Here is a 15,992-nt window from a genome sequence, read left to right on the forward strand (position 1 = left end):
TCTACCTAAAAAGTGATACAGGTATTCTCCACATAGTAATTGTAGATTTTAGCAATCCCAGCAGAGTCAGAAGCCTTAACTGCTCGTATCATACTGTTGTCTCTCCCTATGGTTGATAGCATTGGCCAGAGATTGGTGGTGAACTGACTAGCCAGATACCCGCTGGCTGGCTCTGTAAAGCTGTATTAATGCTTACTTTTCTTTTTACTATTTAGCGACTTTTCCATGGCCTTTGATTCTTCTAGTGTACGAACGGACCAATCTATTCGCTGCTGATCAGAGATTATATCAGAATCAATGTTATACAGGCTCCAGATCCCAGAGTCATCTTTAACAAACTGAGTGCCGTACCACTGTGGCCGACCAAGATTCATCATTAAGCGATCCCAAGTGGCCGCTTTTAGCCAATTAGCTTTATTCTTATCCTCTGCCAGGGTTGCTGCAATAGTGGCAAGAGCATGGGCCAGTCTTATATCTTCTGATTTATTACCATGCTGGAAGATAAGTGCCGCATTATAGTAATCCTTTGAGGTTCTGATTCGGCCTTCTGCTAGCATTTTTGAGACTTTTTTTCGTCGATCCTCGTCTTCTTTATTGAGTGAACTCCAGTCAATTTCACTGTGAGGTATATTGCGTGCATTTTGATCCTGGTTAAATAGTTCTGCTAGTTGGATATTTTCCGGCGTAGCTTTGTTGTTGTGAGAATCGTAACCCTCCTCTGTCCCAACAGCGAGGGAGGTATGAGCGACAAATCCAAGAAAAAGAGATAGATATTTAAGTGGGATATATTTCATATTGAACTCTACACGTCTGGCCATCGGAGTGATGGCAACTGGTAGTTTCTATGTGTGTGATAATTCTTTAGGGAAGCTTCCTCTTCCTCCAAAAAGGGCAGACTTGATATTCATTAATTATCACTGCAGCTTTATGCTCTTCTTTAAGAACCATATATCAATAGTGAAAGGTGCATAGCAAGTCCGGATTGGTTTTACATGGTTGATTTTGCAAAGTGTAAAGCTTTTGATTGTTCCTCTGAGCTCAGAAGCGCTTTCAATCTTTTAACCTCTCTCTTCGCATCCAGATAAATACTCTGATCGGATTCACTGAGATCTTTATGGTTTGGATAGAGTAAAAATATAGACTCATACCAGCCCAGTGCCTGAACAGGGTCTCTGTATTTAAAGTTGTCGTCTGAGTAGGCAGCACCGAGGTGCCTTCGTGCTTCAAAACCCCCTTTTTTTACGACTTGCTTCCATGTGTCGACAGCAGCGGCCCGGTCCTGCTCAACACCTAAACCGTTATAAGTGAGAAAAGTTAATGTACTTAGCGCCATTGCCTTTATCTCTGCATCTCTTGCATATTTTATAGGCGTCTCTAAGATATATTTCCAATGCGAGGCTGCTACTGAATAAATTTCATGTCGATACGCAGCTGTTCCTATGTAGAACTGACACTCAATATCTGTATATTCCATCTCCTCTAAATATTTTTTATCACACTTTTCCGCATGCGAATAGGGCGAACAAAGGAAAACCGATGCGATTACTGTAAGGGCTATCGTTCTATTCACTAAAGTAAAATTCCGTTCAATAGTAAAATGTAAGGTTGAAATCTATAATTGCCACTAAAAAATGATTTTTATATATCTAGGTGTGATGTACCAATTTATAAGATCGGAGATAAGGTGTTTCTCATAATCGCGCTCTTTGACTCTGGGCTGTCTATAAGGAGGCAGAATGTTGACAGGATGCAACTCTTCAGAGTAGCTAAGTTGATACATACTTAGATCCCCAGGCCACAGCTCATTGTTCAGTGTGTCCTCTTGGTGTGCGCAACTAGTAAGAGTTAGGGATACTAGAGCAGATAATATTAATTTCGTTGTCATTTTTTCCTTGGGCTTGAACACTGCTATCTTGGATGGCTGAGTCAAATTATTACTGTAGTTAAACTGTTTCCGAGTATAAAGTCGGCGAGCTTTGACCTAGAAGCTCTCTGATGACTATTGATATCCAACGACTATCCAGAAATTTTGTAAGTTTGGCAACCATATGATTCTTAGACCGCCCAAACTCTGTGTCATTGATGGCAAATAGGCTTGGCTAAAATTGGTAGTCCTGAGCAAAATTCAACCAAGGTGTTCGTTTTTTGATAAGTGGTGAGTTGACTCTACTTAGATATTTAAGAGAGGGGACCTTAATGAAACAAGGGTACGAACTCACCACACTATCGGGCACCTCCGACAGGGATCTTTCCAAACTAAGAAATATTACAGATCTGACCACCAGCCGTAAGTAGCTGCTGTAATTCCTTGTGATTCAACCACGTGACTTAATTACAGAGAAAGAATAAATATGCCATAAACACATGAAAGGTATTAAGTCGTTACAAAGGATTTGCAGTTGCAGGTATGTTCAGTTAGTAAATTATGGAGAAACAAGCAATCTACTTCCACGGAGAATATCTGCCTTTGCCCCGTCTTTCACACACTATCACTTTGCTGTTGCAGCCAGGCTAGTCAAAGTCATTACTTGGCTTGCTTGTATCAATTATGCAGGCATGCAGAGTATTACAGCTTGTTTTGAGAGGGTTCCAAATGTAACACAGAGTTTTACATGGTGCGGCAGTGCTATTAAAGAGGTGCAGGAACAGGTGTATAAGGAAAAAGCGGGAATTAAAAATTAGCCTTTACCTGTGGCCAATTGCGGCCGGATATTGATGGCTGGCGGTTGCCATGTTTTTTCTGTGTGCAGCGCAAGAAAGCCTGAAGAAATATTGAACTCAATACAAGTAAACGGTTCTATGCTTGTGAGAATATTTATCACTAACTTTTTTGTTGGAGTTCACGCTGTTGATTAACAAATATATTGCTGTTCTTTCGATGCTGTATTGTATAGGCGGAGTTAAGGTCCATGCTGTTGAAGCGACTTATAGTGCGATAGAGAAAAAGATAGTAAATCATTGTGGGGCTTGGTTTGATTCAAAGGAGTTTACTTTTGATAATGCAAGAGACTCTAAGTTTGAGATCAAAGAGGTCCCTGGTGGAATTTGTATGGATGGACCCATACATCGCAATGAAGCCGAGCTAAAATTTAAATCTAAAACCTCCAATTTGGTAGATGGCTCCGACTTAATTGTTGTTGTGAGGTCCCCTGGTGGTGAAGGTCGTCCCGCAGTGAATATTGCTGAGGAAATTTCAAGGTTAAGAAGCACAGTTGTTGGCTTTGATTTATGTGCATCTGCTTGTGCGAATTATATTATGGCCGCCGCCAAAAAGAGAATCGTGCATGATGATGCACTGCTTCTTTTTCATGGGGCGCCGTCCTATCAAGGTTTGGTAAATATTTTGGAGGTTAAAAGTAATGATTATTATGATGTCACAAACGATACTCGTGTGGATTCTATTCGGTATCAGGTAAGTTTCTTAAAAAAACAAGAAGAGCTCTTGAAGAGTGCTGGAATAAAGCCTTACTTTTTTTCTTGGATGATGCTGTTTGACCAAATGGACGAGTCCGACAGGGTTAAGTTTTGTCCGATGGGTACCTCTATGATCTTATATTCTCCCAAGATCTTGGATAATTTTGGATATAATATGCATATCTATAAAGGTCCTAAATCTCAAGAAGAGCTAGATTTAATTTATCCAGCTAAGGGTGCTAGACATAGGATGTGTTATTGGGATAGCAAGTCCGTAGTAATCTAAAATCAACCTTACCTATTATGTTTCGTTACACAAAGATACTTGTGGTAGATAGGCGAAAGGAAAGAATGCCCCACGCTTGACTTGCATGGGGCATAGATGCCGATTACAAGCTTACAGAAAAGTATCCACAGCGTCCCCTGAATGTAGTGTATTCTTTCCTTCTTAACCAATAGTAGGTCGCACCTTGTTGTATGCCACTAAATACCTTCTGAGCCTATCAGCTTTCTGAAACTTGAGGAAGTAAAGTGTTAGCCAGGTCTAGCTAACTTGATAGTTTGATTCTATCGATAGAATTCAACATAAAATTTTACATCCCCTAACGGTCTTATGTGATGCCTTATAGTTGGCTCTACGACACCAAACTTCTTAGGGCTCAGTTCAATAATCTCCACTTCGGGCTCTTGAATCGTATATTCCAATGATCCGGAGAGGATCACTATCTTCCCCCATACGCCTTCCTTGGTAGTATGATCTTTCAATAGCCCTGGAGGGATATTCTCCTCAGTGAATTCAGGGGTTTTCTTATATGGAGCTATATTCCTCGGAAACTCTTTCATTGATTCTGGCCTTTAATCAACTTGGGTGGGTTTTGGCAGTCCAGGCTTTGTTTATAGGCTGACTTGAGACTCTTTGTTTGAATAGGCCTCAATAAACTTTAGATATGTCGAGACTAGAAGAGTAGGAGCTTCCCACTGCGGATAATGCCCAATCGTTCCCAGCTCTACAATATCCGTTGGCCGATCTATCAGTTGCCGAAATCGATCCACCATATGCTTACCTGAAACTGGGTCTAATGAGCCATTGATTAGTAATAGGGGGCCGGGGTATTGCTTTAGGGCGTCGACCCAGCGCTGACGATGTTGGCGCCTGTCGCGCATATAGCTGATTAGTTTATAAAGGAGCCGGTTGCCATTCTTATATTGGAGAATTTGCCACAAGTCTCGCAACTCTCTGTCAGAGGGTTGTGTCTCTGGTCCGAAAATGGCACTGAAGCTGCGGCAAAACTGCCGGTAATTCATCAGTTTATTGATCAGGAAGCCTGCGGGAGAGAGCAGCAGTTTTTGTACGAAACGCGCTTGATGAGTTTCTGGAAATAGACCTCCGTTTAGCAGGCATGCTGAGGCATACCTCGTGGTACCACCGCTATTGGCTCTGGCGAGTAACTCCTGGGCAACGGTATCCCCATAGTCATGGGCCAGCAGGTGGACCTTGTTGATGTTTAAATGTTGCAGAAGAGCTTCATGTAAATCAGCTTGCCCGTGGATACTGTAGTTATGCTGCTTGGGTTTGTCTGAGTAACCGAATCCCAGCATATCCATAGCAATACAGCGATAGTGCGCTGTCAGTTGGGCCCATACCTTTTGCCAGTCATAACTACTGGTTGGAAAACCGTGAATCAAAAGCAGCACTGGTTTATGTCGGCAGCTTGGGTTGCTATCGACATAGAAGAGTTGGTGGTTTTGATAATCAAAAATCTTTCCGTTTGATAACCACTGCTGAGGCTGCATTGGCTGTTCCATTTCTTATTGTTGTATTTGCTGTAAAGATTGCACGATGAGCGCGCAACCTCAAGCAGCGGCTACAGGTGGAAAGTAATTATCCTGTTCCTTGCAATGCGTAAATCGCGGGCTTGTTGATTATCTTCCATACTGAAAGCAGGGTCACCGAGGCGGTTAGGCCGATAATAAGCAATGGTGGTAGCAGCCAGCCCCATAGGCTGGTTTCAATACTGAACTCGCTTTGCTCAAGCCAAAGCGCCAGAGGGACGAGGACCAAAGTCGCTACAGCGATACCGATAACGACGGGAATCAGGCTATCGATCAGGGTGTGATAGAAAATCGTCGCTGGGCGGGCGCCGATTGCCATGCGCACGCCAAGCTCAGTACGCCGCAGTTGTACACTGTAACTGAGCACTCCAAAGATACCGATGGCAGCGAGGCTAAGTGCCAGTAATGTCAGGGCGGTGGTTACCCAAACTGAGACCCGGTCATTGCTTAGGAGTAGGTCTCGCGCCTGCTCCAGGGTGAATAGCTCAGAAACTTTGTACTGCCTGTTTACTTCGGCAAACTCCCGATTAATCTCTGTGGTGCTGAGCGGTTGGTGAGGCTTATGTCTAAGTACGAGTAGGGGATAGCTCACGTTGATACCGCGCACAAATAAGCGGGCGGGTTCCTTTTTGCCGGGCAGGCTTGCGTTGCGTACTACACCGACCACTTGGTAGGGCAAGTCACCTCGCCAGTAGTAGCGATTGCCTAATACTTCTCCATCCGGCTCCAGTTGCTGGGCCAGGGTTTCGTTGACGAGCATCATGCGATTGTTATCGGAAAATTCAGCCGCATTGATATGGCGGCCAGCTATCAAAGGCATACGCAAAATGGAAAGGTAGTTTTCGTCGACCACTGTGGTCTTGGCCATCACCGGGTTTTGTCGGCTGGCATAATGACTCAGGGATGTGGTCCAGAGTGGCCGGCTGATGGAGATAGGAGTGTTTAGGCTCAGGCTGGCATTTTGTACTTTAGGGTGCTCCAGCAATCTTTGCCTGATGGCCTTCAGATAACTCTCTCGTTCGGCAGTGGGGGCACTCCTAAGATTGCCGATATTCAGAGTCATCACTTGAACGTTGTCCAAGGGGAAGCCAAAGGGCTGGTTAATCAGTCGGTTAGCTTGAAGGAAAATCTGCAAGCTGGCGACGATAAGCAAACTGGTCATCGCCACTTGGCTGCTGATGAGGACTTTGCGGATTAGAGGCGAGATCTGTACGCCGGAACCTTTGCCGCTGCTCTGCAGCATTTGATTCAGTGCGCGGTAATTAACCTGGCGACTGACTATGGCTGAGAAGAACAGGGCGAGCAGTAAGGCACACAACAGTGCAAAAACCAGTGTCTGCCAGTTTAAGGTGAGCTCTTGAATGCGAGGAATTTGTTCCGTAGCCATCACCTTTAATACTTCCGTCGATCCCAGGGCTAAAAGTAGAGAAAGTAATGCAGCCCCTAACATAAGTAGGCCGATTTCACATAGCAGGGCCAAAAAGATATGTTTTTTATGTGCGCCCAGCGCGGCCTGTATCGCCATATTGCGTTGTTGTTTGGCTGCGCGAGAAAGAATCAGGTTGGTAACATTGGCGCAGGCAATTAACAGAAGCACCAGTGTACCGCCCATTACCATTAGGGTTCGCGTGGCGCTGTCGCCAAGTATTTTATTGGCGAAGGGGATGAGTCGGTATTCAACGGACCTTTCTACCGAAGAGGATCTTCCCGCTAGGGCCGCTTGATACTGAGCATCCATTAATGTGCTCAATTCATGCCCCGCACTGGCGGGGTCAATGCCCGGCTTCAGCTTTCCTGTGAGCATGCGGAAAGGCAGGAAGCCTCTCCAATTATTTCTGCGCTCTACTTGTGTATCGTTAAAGTCCCAGGGCAGCCAGACCGCCGTTTGCCGGCCCTGCTTATAGATTTGGGGTTCAATGAAGTCTTTGGCGGTGACGCCGACAATGCGAAAGTCCACCTCCCCAAATTGCAGGCTTTGCTCCAAGACATTTGGGTTGCGCCGGAACATCTGCTCCCAGATTTGATAGCTGATAACCGCCACAGGGACTCGGCTGTCGAGCCCTTCATCGGCATTGAATTGTCTGCCCAGGGCCAGGGGTGCTCCAGCCAGCTGGAGATATTCCGGAGAGACATAGGAAACATTAACCCGTGGTGATCCGGATAAATTGCGAACCACATCTTCCCAGAAGTACACCAGGGCGCTGGACTCGAAGAAACTATCGTTCTTATAGATTTCAACCAGGGCAGGGTATTGGCTGTTGTTTTCCAGCCGCAGCTGCTTGTTCTGGTAGAGATTACCATTCACGACATACAGCCGATCTTCGTCCGGGTAGGGTAGGGGTGCGGCTAACAGTTGGTAGTTGAGATTAAATAGTGTTACCAGGGCGCCGAGAGTGATACCCAGGGTCAGAATAATAGTGGTGGCGTAGCTCCGCGCCCGATTGAGGGACTGGAGGGCAATGGACAGGTCCTTTGTGGTGATCATAGGGCCATCTCATGGGGCTCTAGTATGGGCTGCGGCGTTGAGATTTTTCCATCCAGCAGATGCAATTGACGGCTGGCCATATCTGCATAGCGAGGGTCATGGGTCACCATGCACAGGGTGGTACCTTCATTATTGAGTTGCCGCAGCATTTCCATTACTGCATCGCCATTGTGGGAATCCAGGTTGCCGGTGGGCTCGTCCACCAGTAGCAGGGATGGATTGCCAACTAGCGCGCGGGCTATGGCGATTCGCTGCTGTTGGCCACCGGATAACTGGTTAGGTTTGTGAGAGGCCCGGTGACTCATTCCCACCTTCTCCAGGCAGTGTTTCACTTTTTTGTCGGCTTCAGGCTTGGGAATGGGATTGTGGCGGTATCGCAGGGGTAGGGCGATATTGTCGTAGACAGAGAGTTCGTCAATCAGGTTAAAGGACTGGAAGATAAAGCCTACTTTCTCGTTGCGAATAGTCGCCGCCTCACTCAGCGACAATTGAGCGACTTCAATGCCTTCAATCTGATAGCTGCCGCTGGTGGGGAGGTCCAGCAGGCCGAGAATCGAGAGAAGTGTGGATTTACCGCAACCCGAGGGGCCGCAGATAGATACAAATTCCCCCTGGTAAATACTCAGGTCAACGCCCCGCAGGGCGTGAGTTTCCATTTCTTCGGTGCTGAACACCTTAGTGATCCCGGCCATATGGAGGATTGGCTTGGACATAGCGAACTCCCTGTTCTCGCTTTGGGTTTCAGGCTTTAGTCAACAATCTGGATATGCTCAGCTTCATTAAAATTGGCCATATCCGAGAGGATGATGCGGTCCGCTTCATTGAGGCCTTGGGTGATCTGGATATATCGACCTGACTCCTCGCCGAAGCTGATGGGCTGGAGTGCCGCTTCCTCCCCGTTTTCGTTAATCAGGAAGAGATTGGCCTCACTGTGCCTCTGCACATTGATAGGTCTCTCGACGAACAACGTATTTTCCATCGTGGCAGTGAATATCCGGGCATCGACGTTGAGCTGTGGCCTGGCAGACTCTGGCGCGCCCGCGCTAAAAGCAATTTCCACTTCAATATTGCCGTCCCGAACTTCAGGAGTAATACGGGTTACCATACCTTCGACCTTTTCTCTGCGGGTATCAATTTCAGCGGGCTGGCCAACCTCCAGTTGCTCTGCTTTGGATTGTGGTACTTGAACCAAAGCGAGAAGATCAGTCTCGCTGCCGATCAGCGCCAGCTCTTGCCCGGGATCGACACCTTGCCCCAGCTCTACTGGTAGTCGTTGCAGTATGCCGTTCAGGCCGGCGCGTACTGTCAGTCGGTCTGTACGTTGCTGGATACTTTGCAATTGGGTTTGGGCTTGGTTGATTTGCTCGCGCTGGATTAACTCTGATTCGACGGCGACTTTGCGCAAGTGATTGATACGCTGTTTTTGCAGGTCCACACGTTTTTTCATCTGTTCCTGGCGTAAGACGGTGGTTTGGTAGGTGAGCTGGGAAACCACTCCACTTTTTACCAGCTCGTCCTCAGCTTCGCGACGCAACTTGATCACTTGGTAATTGGAGTTCAATTCCGCGAGTATGGCTTCCTCCGCGAGAACATCGCGCTGGTTGTTCAGAACAAGCCGGCGCAGATTAGCTTCCTCTTGCTCCAGGGAGGTTTCGGCTGCATCCAGGTCGCGCATTAACTCTGGATTACTCAGCTGCATAATGATGCTATCACTTTGTACTTCTGCACCGGGACGCAACATGATTTTTTCAACATTCGCTGCGGTTAGGGCGGTAATTAAAGTCTGCTTGTCTGAACGCAGCCTACCGTAGCCATCTACCACAACCTGCAGGTCTCCCCGTTGGACGGTACCCAACATCAGCTGTTCCCGCTCTACCTTATAGGCGCTGTCAGGAAGTAACAGGAGGGTGCTGGTAAATGCCACAAAAGCAAGAGCAGCACCACCCAGCATTAAAGGGTGCTTAATCAGGGGGCGTTTCTTAGGTTTAATAATATCCATATTGCGGCATTTCCTTGGTTAAGCAATCGTTGCACGCTTTTCTACTGTGAAACCTTGATGCGGGGGCGAGTTAGAGGTGGAAAATCATAACTATTTAAAACGGGTGTATTCCTGTTGGAACTCCGAGGGAGGGCGGGTTTTTATCTTGTAATTAGTACTGTCGAGCATATTTTTGTGATCAAAACTCAGGGCTTTAAACGGGTTTTAGGTGAGGCTGAAAATGCAGGAAAATTGGTACAAGAACCAGTTGCTTGCGGTGAATGGTGGGGAAATACAGGACGGTTTGAATATTATGAGGTGGGCAGTAACTTGAGAGGTTTAACGATTACCCAATACATTTTGAGGATAGGTTCACAAGTAAAATTGTGGAGATATAGTGGGAATAAAGGTGTCGTGGCTTAGTGAATCCGGTAGATTGTCTAAACCACTACACCTTTAACAAAATATATTTGCAAAACGAAGAGCTTGATAAGCCATAGTGCAAATTACAGGCCGAGGGTTATCCCAGAGCTTTGACCAATAGCGCCTGTTGAAGTTGATCGTCATCAACCCCCTCTGGTCGGGGTATTTGCACGATATGCCCGGATCCCGGAGCTACATCGATCGCTTTGCCTTCCGTATTCTCCATTTGCTCCAAGGGGAAGAACAAGCTACCGCTGGGAGTCATTAACTCCAATTGATCACCGCGTTCAAAGCGATTTTTTACATCAATCGTCAAATACTCAGGACTGCCGTCAATAAGCTCGCCTACGAACTGTTGGCCCGGAGTTGATATCAATCCCTTTTCATATTGCTGGTATTCTGCTGGTGGATGACGACGGTAGAAACCTTCCGTGTAGCCCCTGTTCGAGAGGGTTTCCAATTCGTCCATCATCTTCATGTCAAAGTCTTTTCCTGCTGCAGCATCGTCTATCGCGCGACGATAGATCTGAGCAGTACGAGCCACATAGTAGTGGGATTTGGTGCGACCTTCGATTTTTAAAGAGTGAACGCCCATTTCGGTGAGGCGCTTGACGTGCTGTACGGCCCGCAGATCTTTGGAGTTCATGATGTAGGTACCGTGCTCATCTTCGTAGGCCGGCATATATTCTCCAGGGCGACCTTCTTCCTGTAGTAAAAAGGCCTGGGAAGTACTTTCACTGGCGGAGGTGGGTTGCTTGGTAGGTTCCTGGGTTTGCACATGAATCAACTCGCCAACTTCATTCTCTTTGGCTTCATGAGCTTGGTATTGCCAGCGGCAGGAGTTGGTGCAGGCGCCCTGGTTGGCATCTCTATGGGTCATATAACCGGATAGCAAGCAGCGCCCGGAATAGGCGATACAGAGCGCACCGTGGACAAAGACTTCCAGCTCCATCTCAGGCACTCTCTGGCGAATTTCTTCAATCTCATCCAGGGATAATTCCCGGGAAAGTATCACCCGAGATAACCCCTGGCGATGCCAGAACTTTACGGTCGCGTAGTTTACCGCATTGGCCTGTACGGATAGGTGAACTGGCAGATCAGGCCAACGCTCCCTTACCATCATTATCAGGCCTGGGTCGGACATAATCAGGGCGTCAGGCCCCATTTCGACAATTTCTTCCAGGTCCCGCAGGTAACTGCGAACTTTGTCGTTGTGAGCGGCGATGTTAGATGCGATATAGAACTGTTTTCCCTGCTGGTGTGCTTCTTCTATGCCTAGGCGCAGGGTTTCAATATTTTTAAATTCATTATTGCGCACACGCAAGCTGTAGCGGGGCTGGCCGGCATAAACGGCATCGGCACCATAGGCAAACGCATATCGCATATTTTTTAAAGTCCCTGCGGGGGACAGTAACTCAGGTTTAAACACGGAAAAACTCATAGTGGAATAGTCGGACGCGGCCGCATGTTAACGGTATTCAAGATCGCGCTAATTGATATAAATCAATTAGCACTAGGGTGGGGGTGATAAGCTGTTATGGAGGGAATCTATGCTGTTACTCTAGGCGAATAATAGACCTCTAACCTCTGATTTTTGCTGTTTACATTTTAGTTCTGCAGGACCTGCTGATAACCCTGTGTGTATACCCAGTCATTATTCTTGGCAGGCAAATGACATCCAAAACAGTTGTTAAGCCCGGTGCCTTTCCAGGTTTCAGTTTCACTTTTGGCTATTCCTGGCTTAAATAAAGCCCATCCCCAGCCTTCTGCCCAAGCCGGGTTTTCTGGGAAGCGGTTGTTATCGTCTTTTACCATCATAAAAGTGAATTGAAGGTCTGAGGAGTAATAAGCCAACCCTGTGGTTAAGGGCTCCGATTGGGTGCTATTAACATCCTTTACCAAAACTGTCCCATCGGGAAACTTCCCCTTTTTGCGATACCCTTCTACTGCCTGGGGTTGGGTATAAACAATATGAGTATCCCATCCATCGCCACTCGAGGACTTTACCTGATAGGAGCCCAGGAAGACCCATTCCCGGCGGTAATTATCCGGCAAAGTAATATTCCCCTGGCTATCAACCATGCTTTTATAGGTTGAATTGAGGTTTTCATCGGCCTTTGCAGAAATACCCAATACGAGTGTCAGAACTAAAGAGGTAAATAAGTAGGCGCTGCGCATAATCCTTTTCCGTTGCTGTTGATGTGGGAGAGCTATACCCGGGTTTCAGCTGCTGGAAAGTATATGAAGGCGGGAAGGGTAAAACTGTCAGCTGGCTGACACTGGCGCATATATTTGGTTCTCTGCCAGGCCTTTTAACGCGGTTTGATCGAGAAGGCAGATATATTGGCGCGTATAGTCGATAACTCCATCAGACTTCCACTGTTTAAGTTGTTGGCTGACTGTTTGCCTGCTGCCACCGGCCATGGCGGCCAATTCGGACTGGGTCAACTTGATGTCGAGTTGATGTCCATGACCACAGGGTTGTCCCCGGTAATTAAATAGTTGTGCTAACAAATTGGCCAACCGGACCGGTAAGGGGGCAGTGATGTGGAGGAAAAGACGTTGCTGAAGCTGAGATTCCCTTGTGGCTAGTTGTTGCAATAGCCCATCGTGGGTCTGTGATTGGCGCTCCATCATGGCGTTTAGATGTTGAATGGATGTAACTTCCAGTTCACTGCCGGATTTGGCGGTTGCTTGAATGTCCATATTTTTCCCAGTTAGACCTGGTCCAAACCATGATCCGGGCCCGTAGAGATCGATAATGGCTAGGTTGCCGCAGTAGTCCACTTTTTGGATAAGGACGTAGCCGGCATGAATAAAATAAACCTGGGAACCAGAACCCCCTTGTCGGAGTAATACCGTTTCTTTGAGGAATCGAAGCTTTTTTATTGGGTCGCTAGTTCGTTGCAAGTGGGTTGATTCCTGTTTTTAGAGATTCCTAACAATATAGAATTCTTCGGTCGTTTGTTTAGCTATCTGAAGTTTAGGAAACAGCTAATCTTACTCCATCTGTTTTGCCCTCCGACAATTTTACGGGCTATTCAATCATGATTGCTGACCCCGCTCCGAATATCCGCCCCGATTACGATCAGGTGATACAGGATATCGCAGATTATGTGCTTCATTTCAAAGTGGGTTCCAGTGATGCTTGGGAAACAGCACGGTTAAGCCTGATGGACTCCTTGGGGTGTGCCTTTCTGGCGTTGAGTTTCCCTGAATGTACAAAGTTGTTAGGACCCTGGGTGGAGGGGACATGGGTGCCGAATGGGGCCCGAGTACCTGGCACCCGGTTTCGCTTGGACCCGATAAAAGCGTCATGGGACATCGGCTGTACAATTCGATGGCTCGATTACAACGACACTTGGTTGGCGGCTGAATGGGGGCATCCCTCTGACAATCTTGGGGCAATATTGGCCGTTTGTGACCACCTGTCGCAAGGGCGATTAGTTAAAGGGGGAAGCCCAATAAAAATGGGCGCGGTACTCGAAGCAATGGTCAAAGCCTATGAGATTCAAGGTGTCTTGGCATTGTCTAACAGCTTTAATCGGGTTGGGCTCGATCATGTACTACTGGTGCGGGTTGCTTCTGCCGCTGTGGCTGCCTGGCTTAAAGGTGCTGGGCGGGAGGAAGTAATGGCCGCGGTGTCTCAGGCGTGGGCGGATGGTGGAGCATTGCGGACCTATAGGCACTCCCCGAATACTGGATCACGCAAGTCCTGGGCTGCAGGTGATGCCAGTTCCCGTGGGGTTCGCTTGGCTGATTTGGCGATAAGTGGAGAAATGGGAGTGCCCGGAGTACTTACAGCAAAGCAATGGGGTTTTTATGATGTCCTGTTTAGCAAGACAAATGCTGAGCAGCAACTGAAACCACCACCAGAGCGCAATTTTCAGTTCCCCAGAAGTTTTGGCTCCTATGTCATGGAGAATATCTTATTCAAAATTTCTTATCCGGCTGAGTTTCACGGTCAAACAGCTTGTGAGGCGGCAATTATTTTACATCCACAGGTTGCAGAGCGTATCGATAAAATTACAAAGGTTGTAGTGACCACACATGAATCAGCCCTTCGCATCATCACTAAATCAGGTCCATTAAATAATCCGGCAGATCGGGATCACTGTTTGCAATATATTGTTGCAGTGGCGCTTATTTTTGGTGACTTACAGCCAGGTTTTTATGAAGATGATTTTCATCGCGATCACAAAGAGATCGATATCTTGCGGGACAAGATTGAAGTGATAGAAGATAAAGGTTACTCAAGAGATTATTTAGACCCAGATAAGCGTTCTATAGCCAGTGCGGTACAAGTATTTTTTAAAAGTGGTGACGCATCAGAAAAGATTGAAGTTGAATATCCGATGGGACACCGCCGTCGCCGACGGGAGGGGATTCCGTTATTGGAAGATAAGTTCCGTAGTAATTTAGCTACGCGATTCCCTCAAGGGCGGGCTAACAAAATATTTGCAGCTATTAATGATCTTCAAGGATTAAAGCAGTTGTCAGTTAATCGCTTTATGGATCTATTGGTTATTTAGAAGGCTCCTTAGGAAATTCCTGAGTAAAAAAGGCGGCCAATGGCCGCCTTTTTTACTGCTCAATCTTCCCTATGCGACAGAATCGCACTTCCCAAATTGGATCGCCGCACCTCAGGAATGATTAGAACTTGTATTCAACACCAACACCGGCATAGCTGCGATCGTAGTCGTCGTCAGCAGTTTCGTCGGTGTAGAAGCCGAAAATTTTGGCTGCACTGTTGAATTTGTAGTCTGCGCCCAGGCTGAAAGTCTCACCGCCTTCTTCTTTGATATCTGACTGGCCGTATTGGGCTTTCAGTGTCCACTGGTCCAGTTTGTAAGCAACAGAACTCATCCAGCCATCAACAGTTTCGCCGTCGTCAGTATCTTGTTCTTCGAACAGGGCACCCACCTGTACGGGGCCGATGTTGTACTGGGCTACGAAACGATGAACATCAACGTCCTGATCTTCAACGTCCTGGTCCATAGCGTAGGCCAGGTAAACACCGTTGTTGTCGTAGGCGACAGACATGGATACGCCGTTGTTGCGTTCTTCGCCAGTTTCGTCGTCAATAACTTCTTCTTTGTTGCTGATGAAAGCAGCGGAAGCTTTGAAGCCACCGAAAGAAGGGGTAGTGTACTGAAGCGCATCTTCTTCACGGTTATCGCTGTTGGTGATCAGGCTCTTGATGTCGCCTTCGAGGTCGTTGAACAGGTCAACTTTTTTCTGGGCAACTTTCAGGGGAGTGTCGAACTTACCAGCGATGACCTGGCCGAAGCCGCCTTCCAGACCTGCGTAGATGTTGCGCTGGGAGAAAGTATCGTCAGCGTCACCGTCCATATCTACTTCGTATTCCATACGGTAGATACCTTTAACGCCTTCAGTCAGGGCTATTTCACCCTTAACGCCCAGGCGGGAAGCGTTGCTCTGAACGTCAGTGACGGAATCGTCACCTTCGTCAGCTGCCTGGAAAGTGACATTGGCTTTGCCGTAAAAGTCGAGTACATCGCCTTCATCTTGGGCGTTGGCCAGAGCAGGTACCATGGCAACGATGGCCAGAGAGAGAGCGGTCTTATTCATAATCGTCTCGCACAGTTTATGGTTTTGGGTTAAAAGGTGCCTTCCGTGTCGTCCTAGTTGGCTGCCTTTCGATTTGGTGCGGATTCTGCGTTTTGAATATTACAAACATGTTAAAAATGGCATTTTTCTTAAAAATATGTGACCGACCGGTGCTATGAATGGCAGGTAAGCTAGTTTTAGTAAGGTTTTAGGCGCCTGAAGCGGCGGGCCGCAATCATCGTTGATTTAAGTAGAGGTGGTCAATAGTTGAACAAAAAGGGCGGTGCA

At 47.1% G+C, this 15,992-nt stretch carries 14 protein-coding genes; 3 read left to right on the plus strand and 11 right to left on the minus strand.

What is annotated here, in order from left to right:
* Positions 1-185: 185 nt before the first annotated feature.
* Positions 186-794, minus strand: a complete 609-nt coding sequence (locus tag ACJJIM_RS08330) for a hypothetical protein (protein ID WP_444912961.1) — start codon at positions 792-794, stop codon at positions 186-188.
* 194 nt (positions 795-988) lie between these two features.
* Positions 989-1,570 carry a hypothetical protein gene (locus tag ACJJIM_RS08335; protein ID WP_444912962.1) on the minus strand — a complete coding sequence of 194 codons (582 nt, stop codon included), beginning with the start codon at positions 1,568-1,570 and terminating at the stop codon, positions 989-991.
* A 1,278-nt stretch (positions 1,571-2,848) separates the two neighbouring features.
* Between ACJJIM_RS08335 and ACJJIM_RS08340 the strand changes: the two genes are divergently transcribed.
* Complete coding sequence (locus ACJJIM_RS08340) at positions 2,849-3,700, plus strand: hypothetical protein (RefSeq protein WP_413665656.1); 852 nt, start codon at positions 2,849-2,851, stop codon at positions 3,698-3,700.
* A gap of 281 nt (positions 3,701-3,981) precedes the next feature.
* Here ACJJIM_RS08340 and ACJJIM_RS08345 read toward each other — a convergent pair whose 3' ends face one another.
* From ACJJIM_RS08345 to ACJJIM_RS08365, 5 genes are all read right to left on the minus strand, one after another.
* Positions 3,982-4,257, minus strand: coding sequence for a DUF1971 domain-containing protein (locus tag ACJJIM_RS08345; protein WP_413665657.1), 276 nt, complete (start codon positions 4,255-4,257; stop codon positions 3,982-3,984).
* Between the two features lie 51 nt (positions 4,258-4,308).
* The gene (locus ACJJIM_RS08350) at positions 4,309-5,208 is read right to left on the minus strand and encodes an alpha/beta fold hydrolase (protein WP_444912963.1); all 900 of its coding nucleotides are present in this window, start codon (positions 5,206-5,208) and stop codon (positions 4,309-4,311) included.
* An 88-nt stretch (positions 5,209-5,296) separates the two neighbouring features.
* Positions 5,297-7,732: an ABC transporter permease gene (locus ACJJIM_RS08355; protein WP_444912964.1), complete on the minus strand. Its 2,436-nt coding sequence runs from the start codon at positions 7,730-7,732 to the stop codon at positions 5,297-5,299.
* The gene (locus ACJJIM_RS08360; RefSeq protein WP_444912965.1) at positions 7,729-8,445 is read right to left on the minus strand and encodes an ABC transporter ATP-binding protein; all 717 of its coding nucleotides are present in this window, start codon (positions 8,443-8,445) and stop codon (positions 7,729-7,731) included. The genes ACJJIM_RS08355 and ACJJIM_RS08360 overlap by 4 nt, the downstream gene beginning before the upstream one ends.
* A gap of 35 nt (positions 8,446-8,480) precedes the next feature.
* Positions 8,481-9,731 carry an efflux RND transporter periplasmic adaptor subunit gene (locus ACJJIM_RS08365; RefSeq protein WP_444912966.1) on the minus strand — a complete coding sequence of 417 codons (1,251 nt, stop codon included), beginning with the start codon at positions 9,729-9,731 and terminating at the stop codon, positions 8,481-8,483.
* A 174-nt stretch (positions 9,732-9,905) separates the two neighbouring features.
* Between ACJJIM_RS08365 and ACJJIM_RS08370 the strand changes: the two genes are divergently transcribed.
* Positions 9,906-10,133, plus strand: coding sequence for a hypothetical protein (locus ACJJIM_RS08370; RefSeq protein ID WP_444912967.1), 228 nt, complete (start codon positions 9,906-9,908; stop codon positions 10,131-10,133).
* A 97-nt stretch (positions 10,134-10,230) separates the two neighbouring features.
* Here ACJJIM_RS08370 and trhP read toward each other — a convergent pair whose 3' ends face one another.
* The 3 genes from trhP to ACJJIM_RS08385 all read right to left on the minus strand — a co-directional run bounded on the left by trhP (position 10,231) and on the right by ACJJIM_RS08385 (position 13,043).
* Positions 10,231-11,574 (minus strand): prephenate-dependent tRNA uridine(34) hydroxylase TrhP, encoded by a 1,344-nt coding sequence (trhP, locus tag ACJJIM_RS08375; protein ID WP_444912968.1) that lies wholly within the window; start codon positions 11,572-11,574, stop codon positions 10,231-10,233.
* Between the two features lie 167 nt (positions 11,575-11,741).
* Complete coding sequence (locus ACJJIM_RS08380) at positions 11,742-12,311, minus strand: cytochrome P460 family protein (protein WP_444912969.1); 570 nt, start codon at positions 12,309-12,311, stop codon at positions 11,742-11,744.
* Between the two features lie 87 nt (positions 12,312-12,398).
* The gene (locus ACJJIM_RS08385; protein WP_444912970.1) at positions 12,399-13,043 is read right to left on the minus strand and encodes a Crp/Fnr family transcriptional regulator; all 645 of its coding nucleotides are present in this window, start codon (positions 13,041-13,043) and stop codon (positions 12,399-12,401) included.
* 137 nt (positions 13,044-13,180) lie between these two features.
* Here ACJJIM_RS08385 and ACJJIM_RS08390 point away from each other — a divergent pair, with 137 nt between their 5' ends.
* A complete protein-coding gene (locus ACJJIM_RS08390; protein ID WP_444912971.1) occupies positions 13,181-14,665 on the plus strand; it encodes a bifunctional 2-methylcitrate dehydratase/aconitate hydratase in 1,485 nt (494 codons plus the stop codon).
* 121 nt (positions 14,666-14,786) lie between these two features.
* Here ACJJIM_RS08390 and ACJJIM_RS08395 read toward each other — a convergent pair whose 3' ends face one another.
* The gene (locus ACJJIM_RS08395) at positions 14,787-15,725 is read right to left on the minus strand and encodes a porin (protein ID WP_444912972.1); all 939 of its coding nucleotides are present in this window, start codon (positions 15,723-15,725) and stop codon (positions 14,787-14,789) included.
* Between the last annotated feature and the right edge of the window lie 267 nt (positions 15,726-15,992).

This window comes from Microbulbifer maximicatervae (SeqCode), assembly GCF_052467615.1.

Excerpts from the sequence above, each read along its gene's own strand:
- ACJJIM_RS08330 (WP_444912961.1), bottom strand. The coding sequence starts at position 794 with ATGAAATATATCCCACTTAAATATCTATCTCTTTTTCTTGGATTTGTC.
- ACJJIM_RS08360 (WP_444912965.1), bottom strand. The coding sequence starts at position 8,445 with ATGTCCAAGCCAATCCTCCATATGGCCGGGATCACTAAGGTGTTCAGC.
- ACJJIM_RS08395 (WP_444912972.1), bottom strand. The coding sequence starts at position 15,725 with ATGAATAAGACCGCTCTCTCTCTGGCCATCGTTGCCATGGTACCTGCT.
- ACJJIM_RS08345 (WP_413665657.1), bottom strand. The coding sequence starts at position 4,257 with ATGAAAGAGTTTCCGAGGAATATAGCTCCATATAAGAAAACCCCTGAA.
- ACJJIM_RS08390 (WP_444912971.1), top strand. The coding sequence starts at position 13,181 with ATGATTGCTGACCCCGCTCCGAATATCCGCCCCGATTACGATCAGGTG.
- ACJJIM_RS08355 (WP_444912964.1), bottom strand. The coding sequence starts at position 7,732 with ATGATCACCACAAAGGACCTGTCCATTGCCCTCCAGTCCCTCAATCGG.
- ACJJIM_RS08380 (WP_444912969.1), bottom strand. The coding sequence starts at position 12,311 with ATGCGCAGCGCCTACTTATTTACCTCTTTAGTTCTGACACTCGTATTG.
- ACJJIM_RS08365 (WP_444912966.1), bottom strand. The coding sequence starts at position 9,731 with ATGGATATTATTAAACCTAAGAAACGCCCCCTGATTAAGCACCCTTTA.
- ACJJIM_RS08350 (WP_444912963.1), bottom strand. The coding sequence starts at position 5,208 with ATGCAGCCTCAGCAGTGGTTATCAAACGGAAAGATTTTTGATTATCAA.
- trhP (WP_444912968.1), bottom strand. The coding sequence starts at position 11,574 with ATGAGTTTTTCCGTGTTTAAACCTGAGTTACTGTCCCCCGCAGGGACT.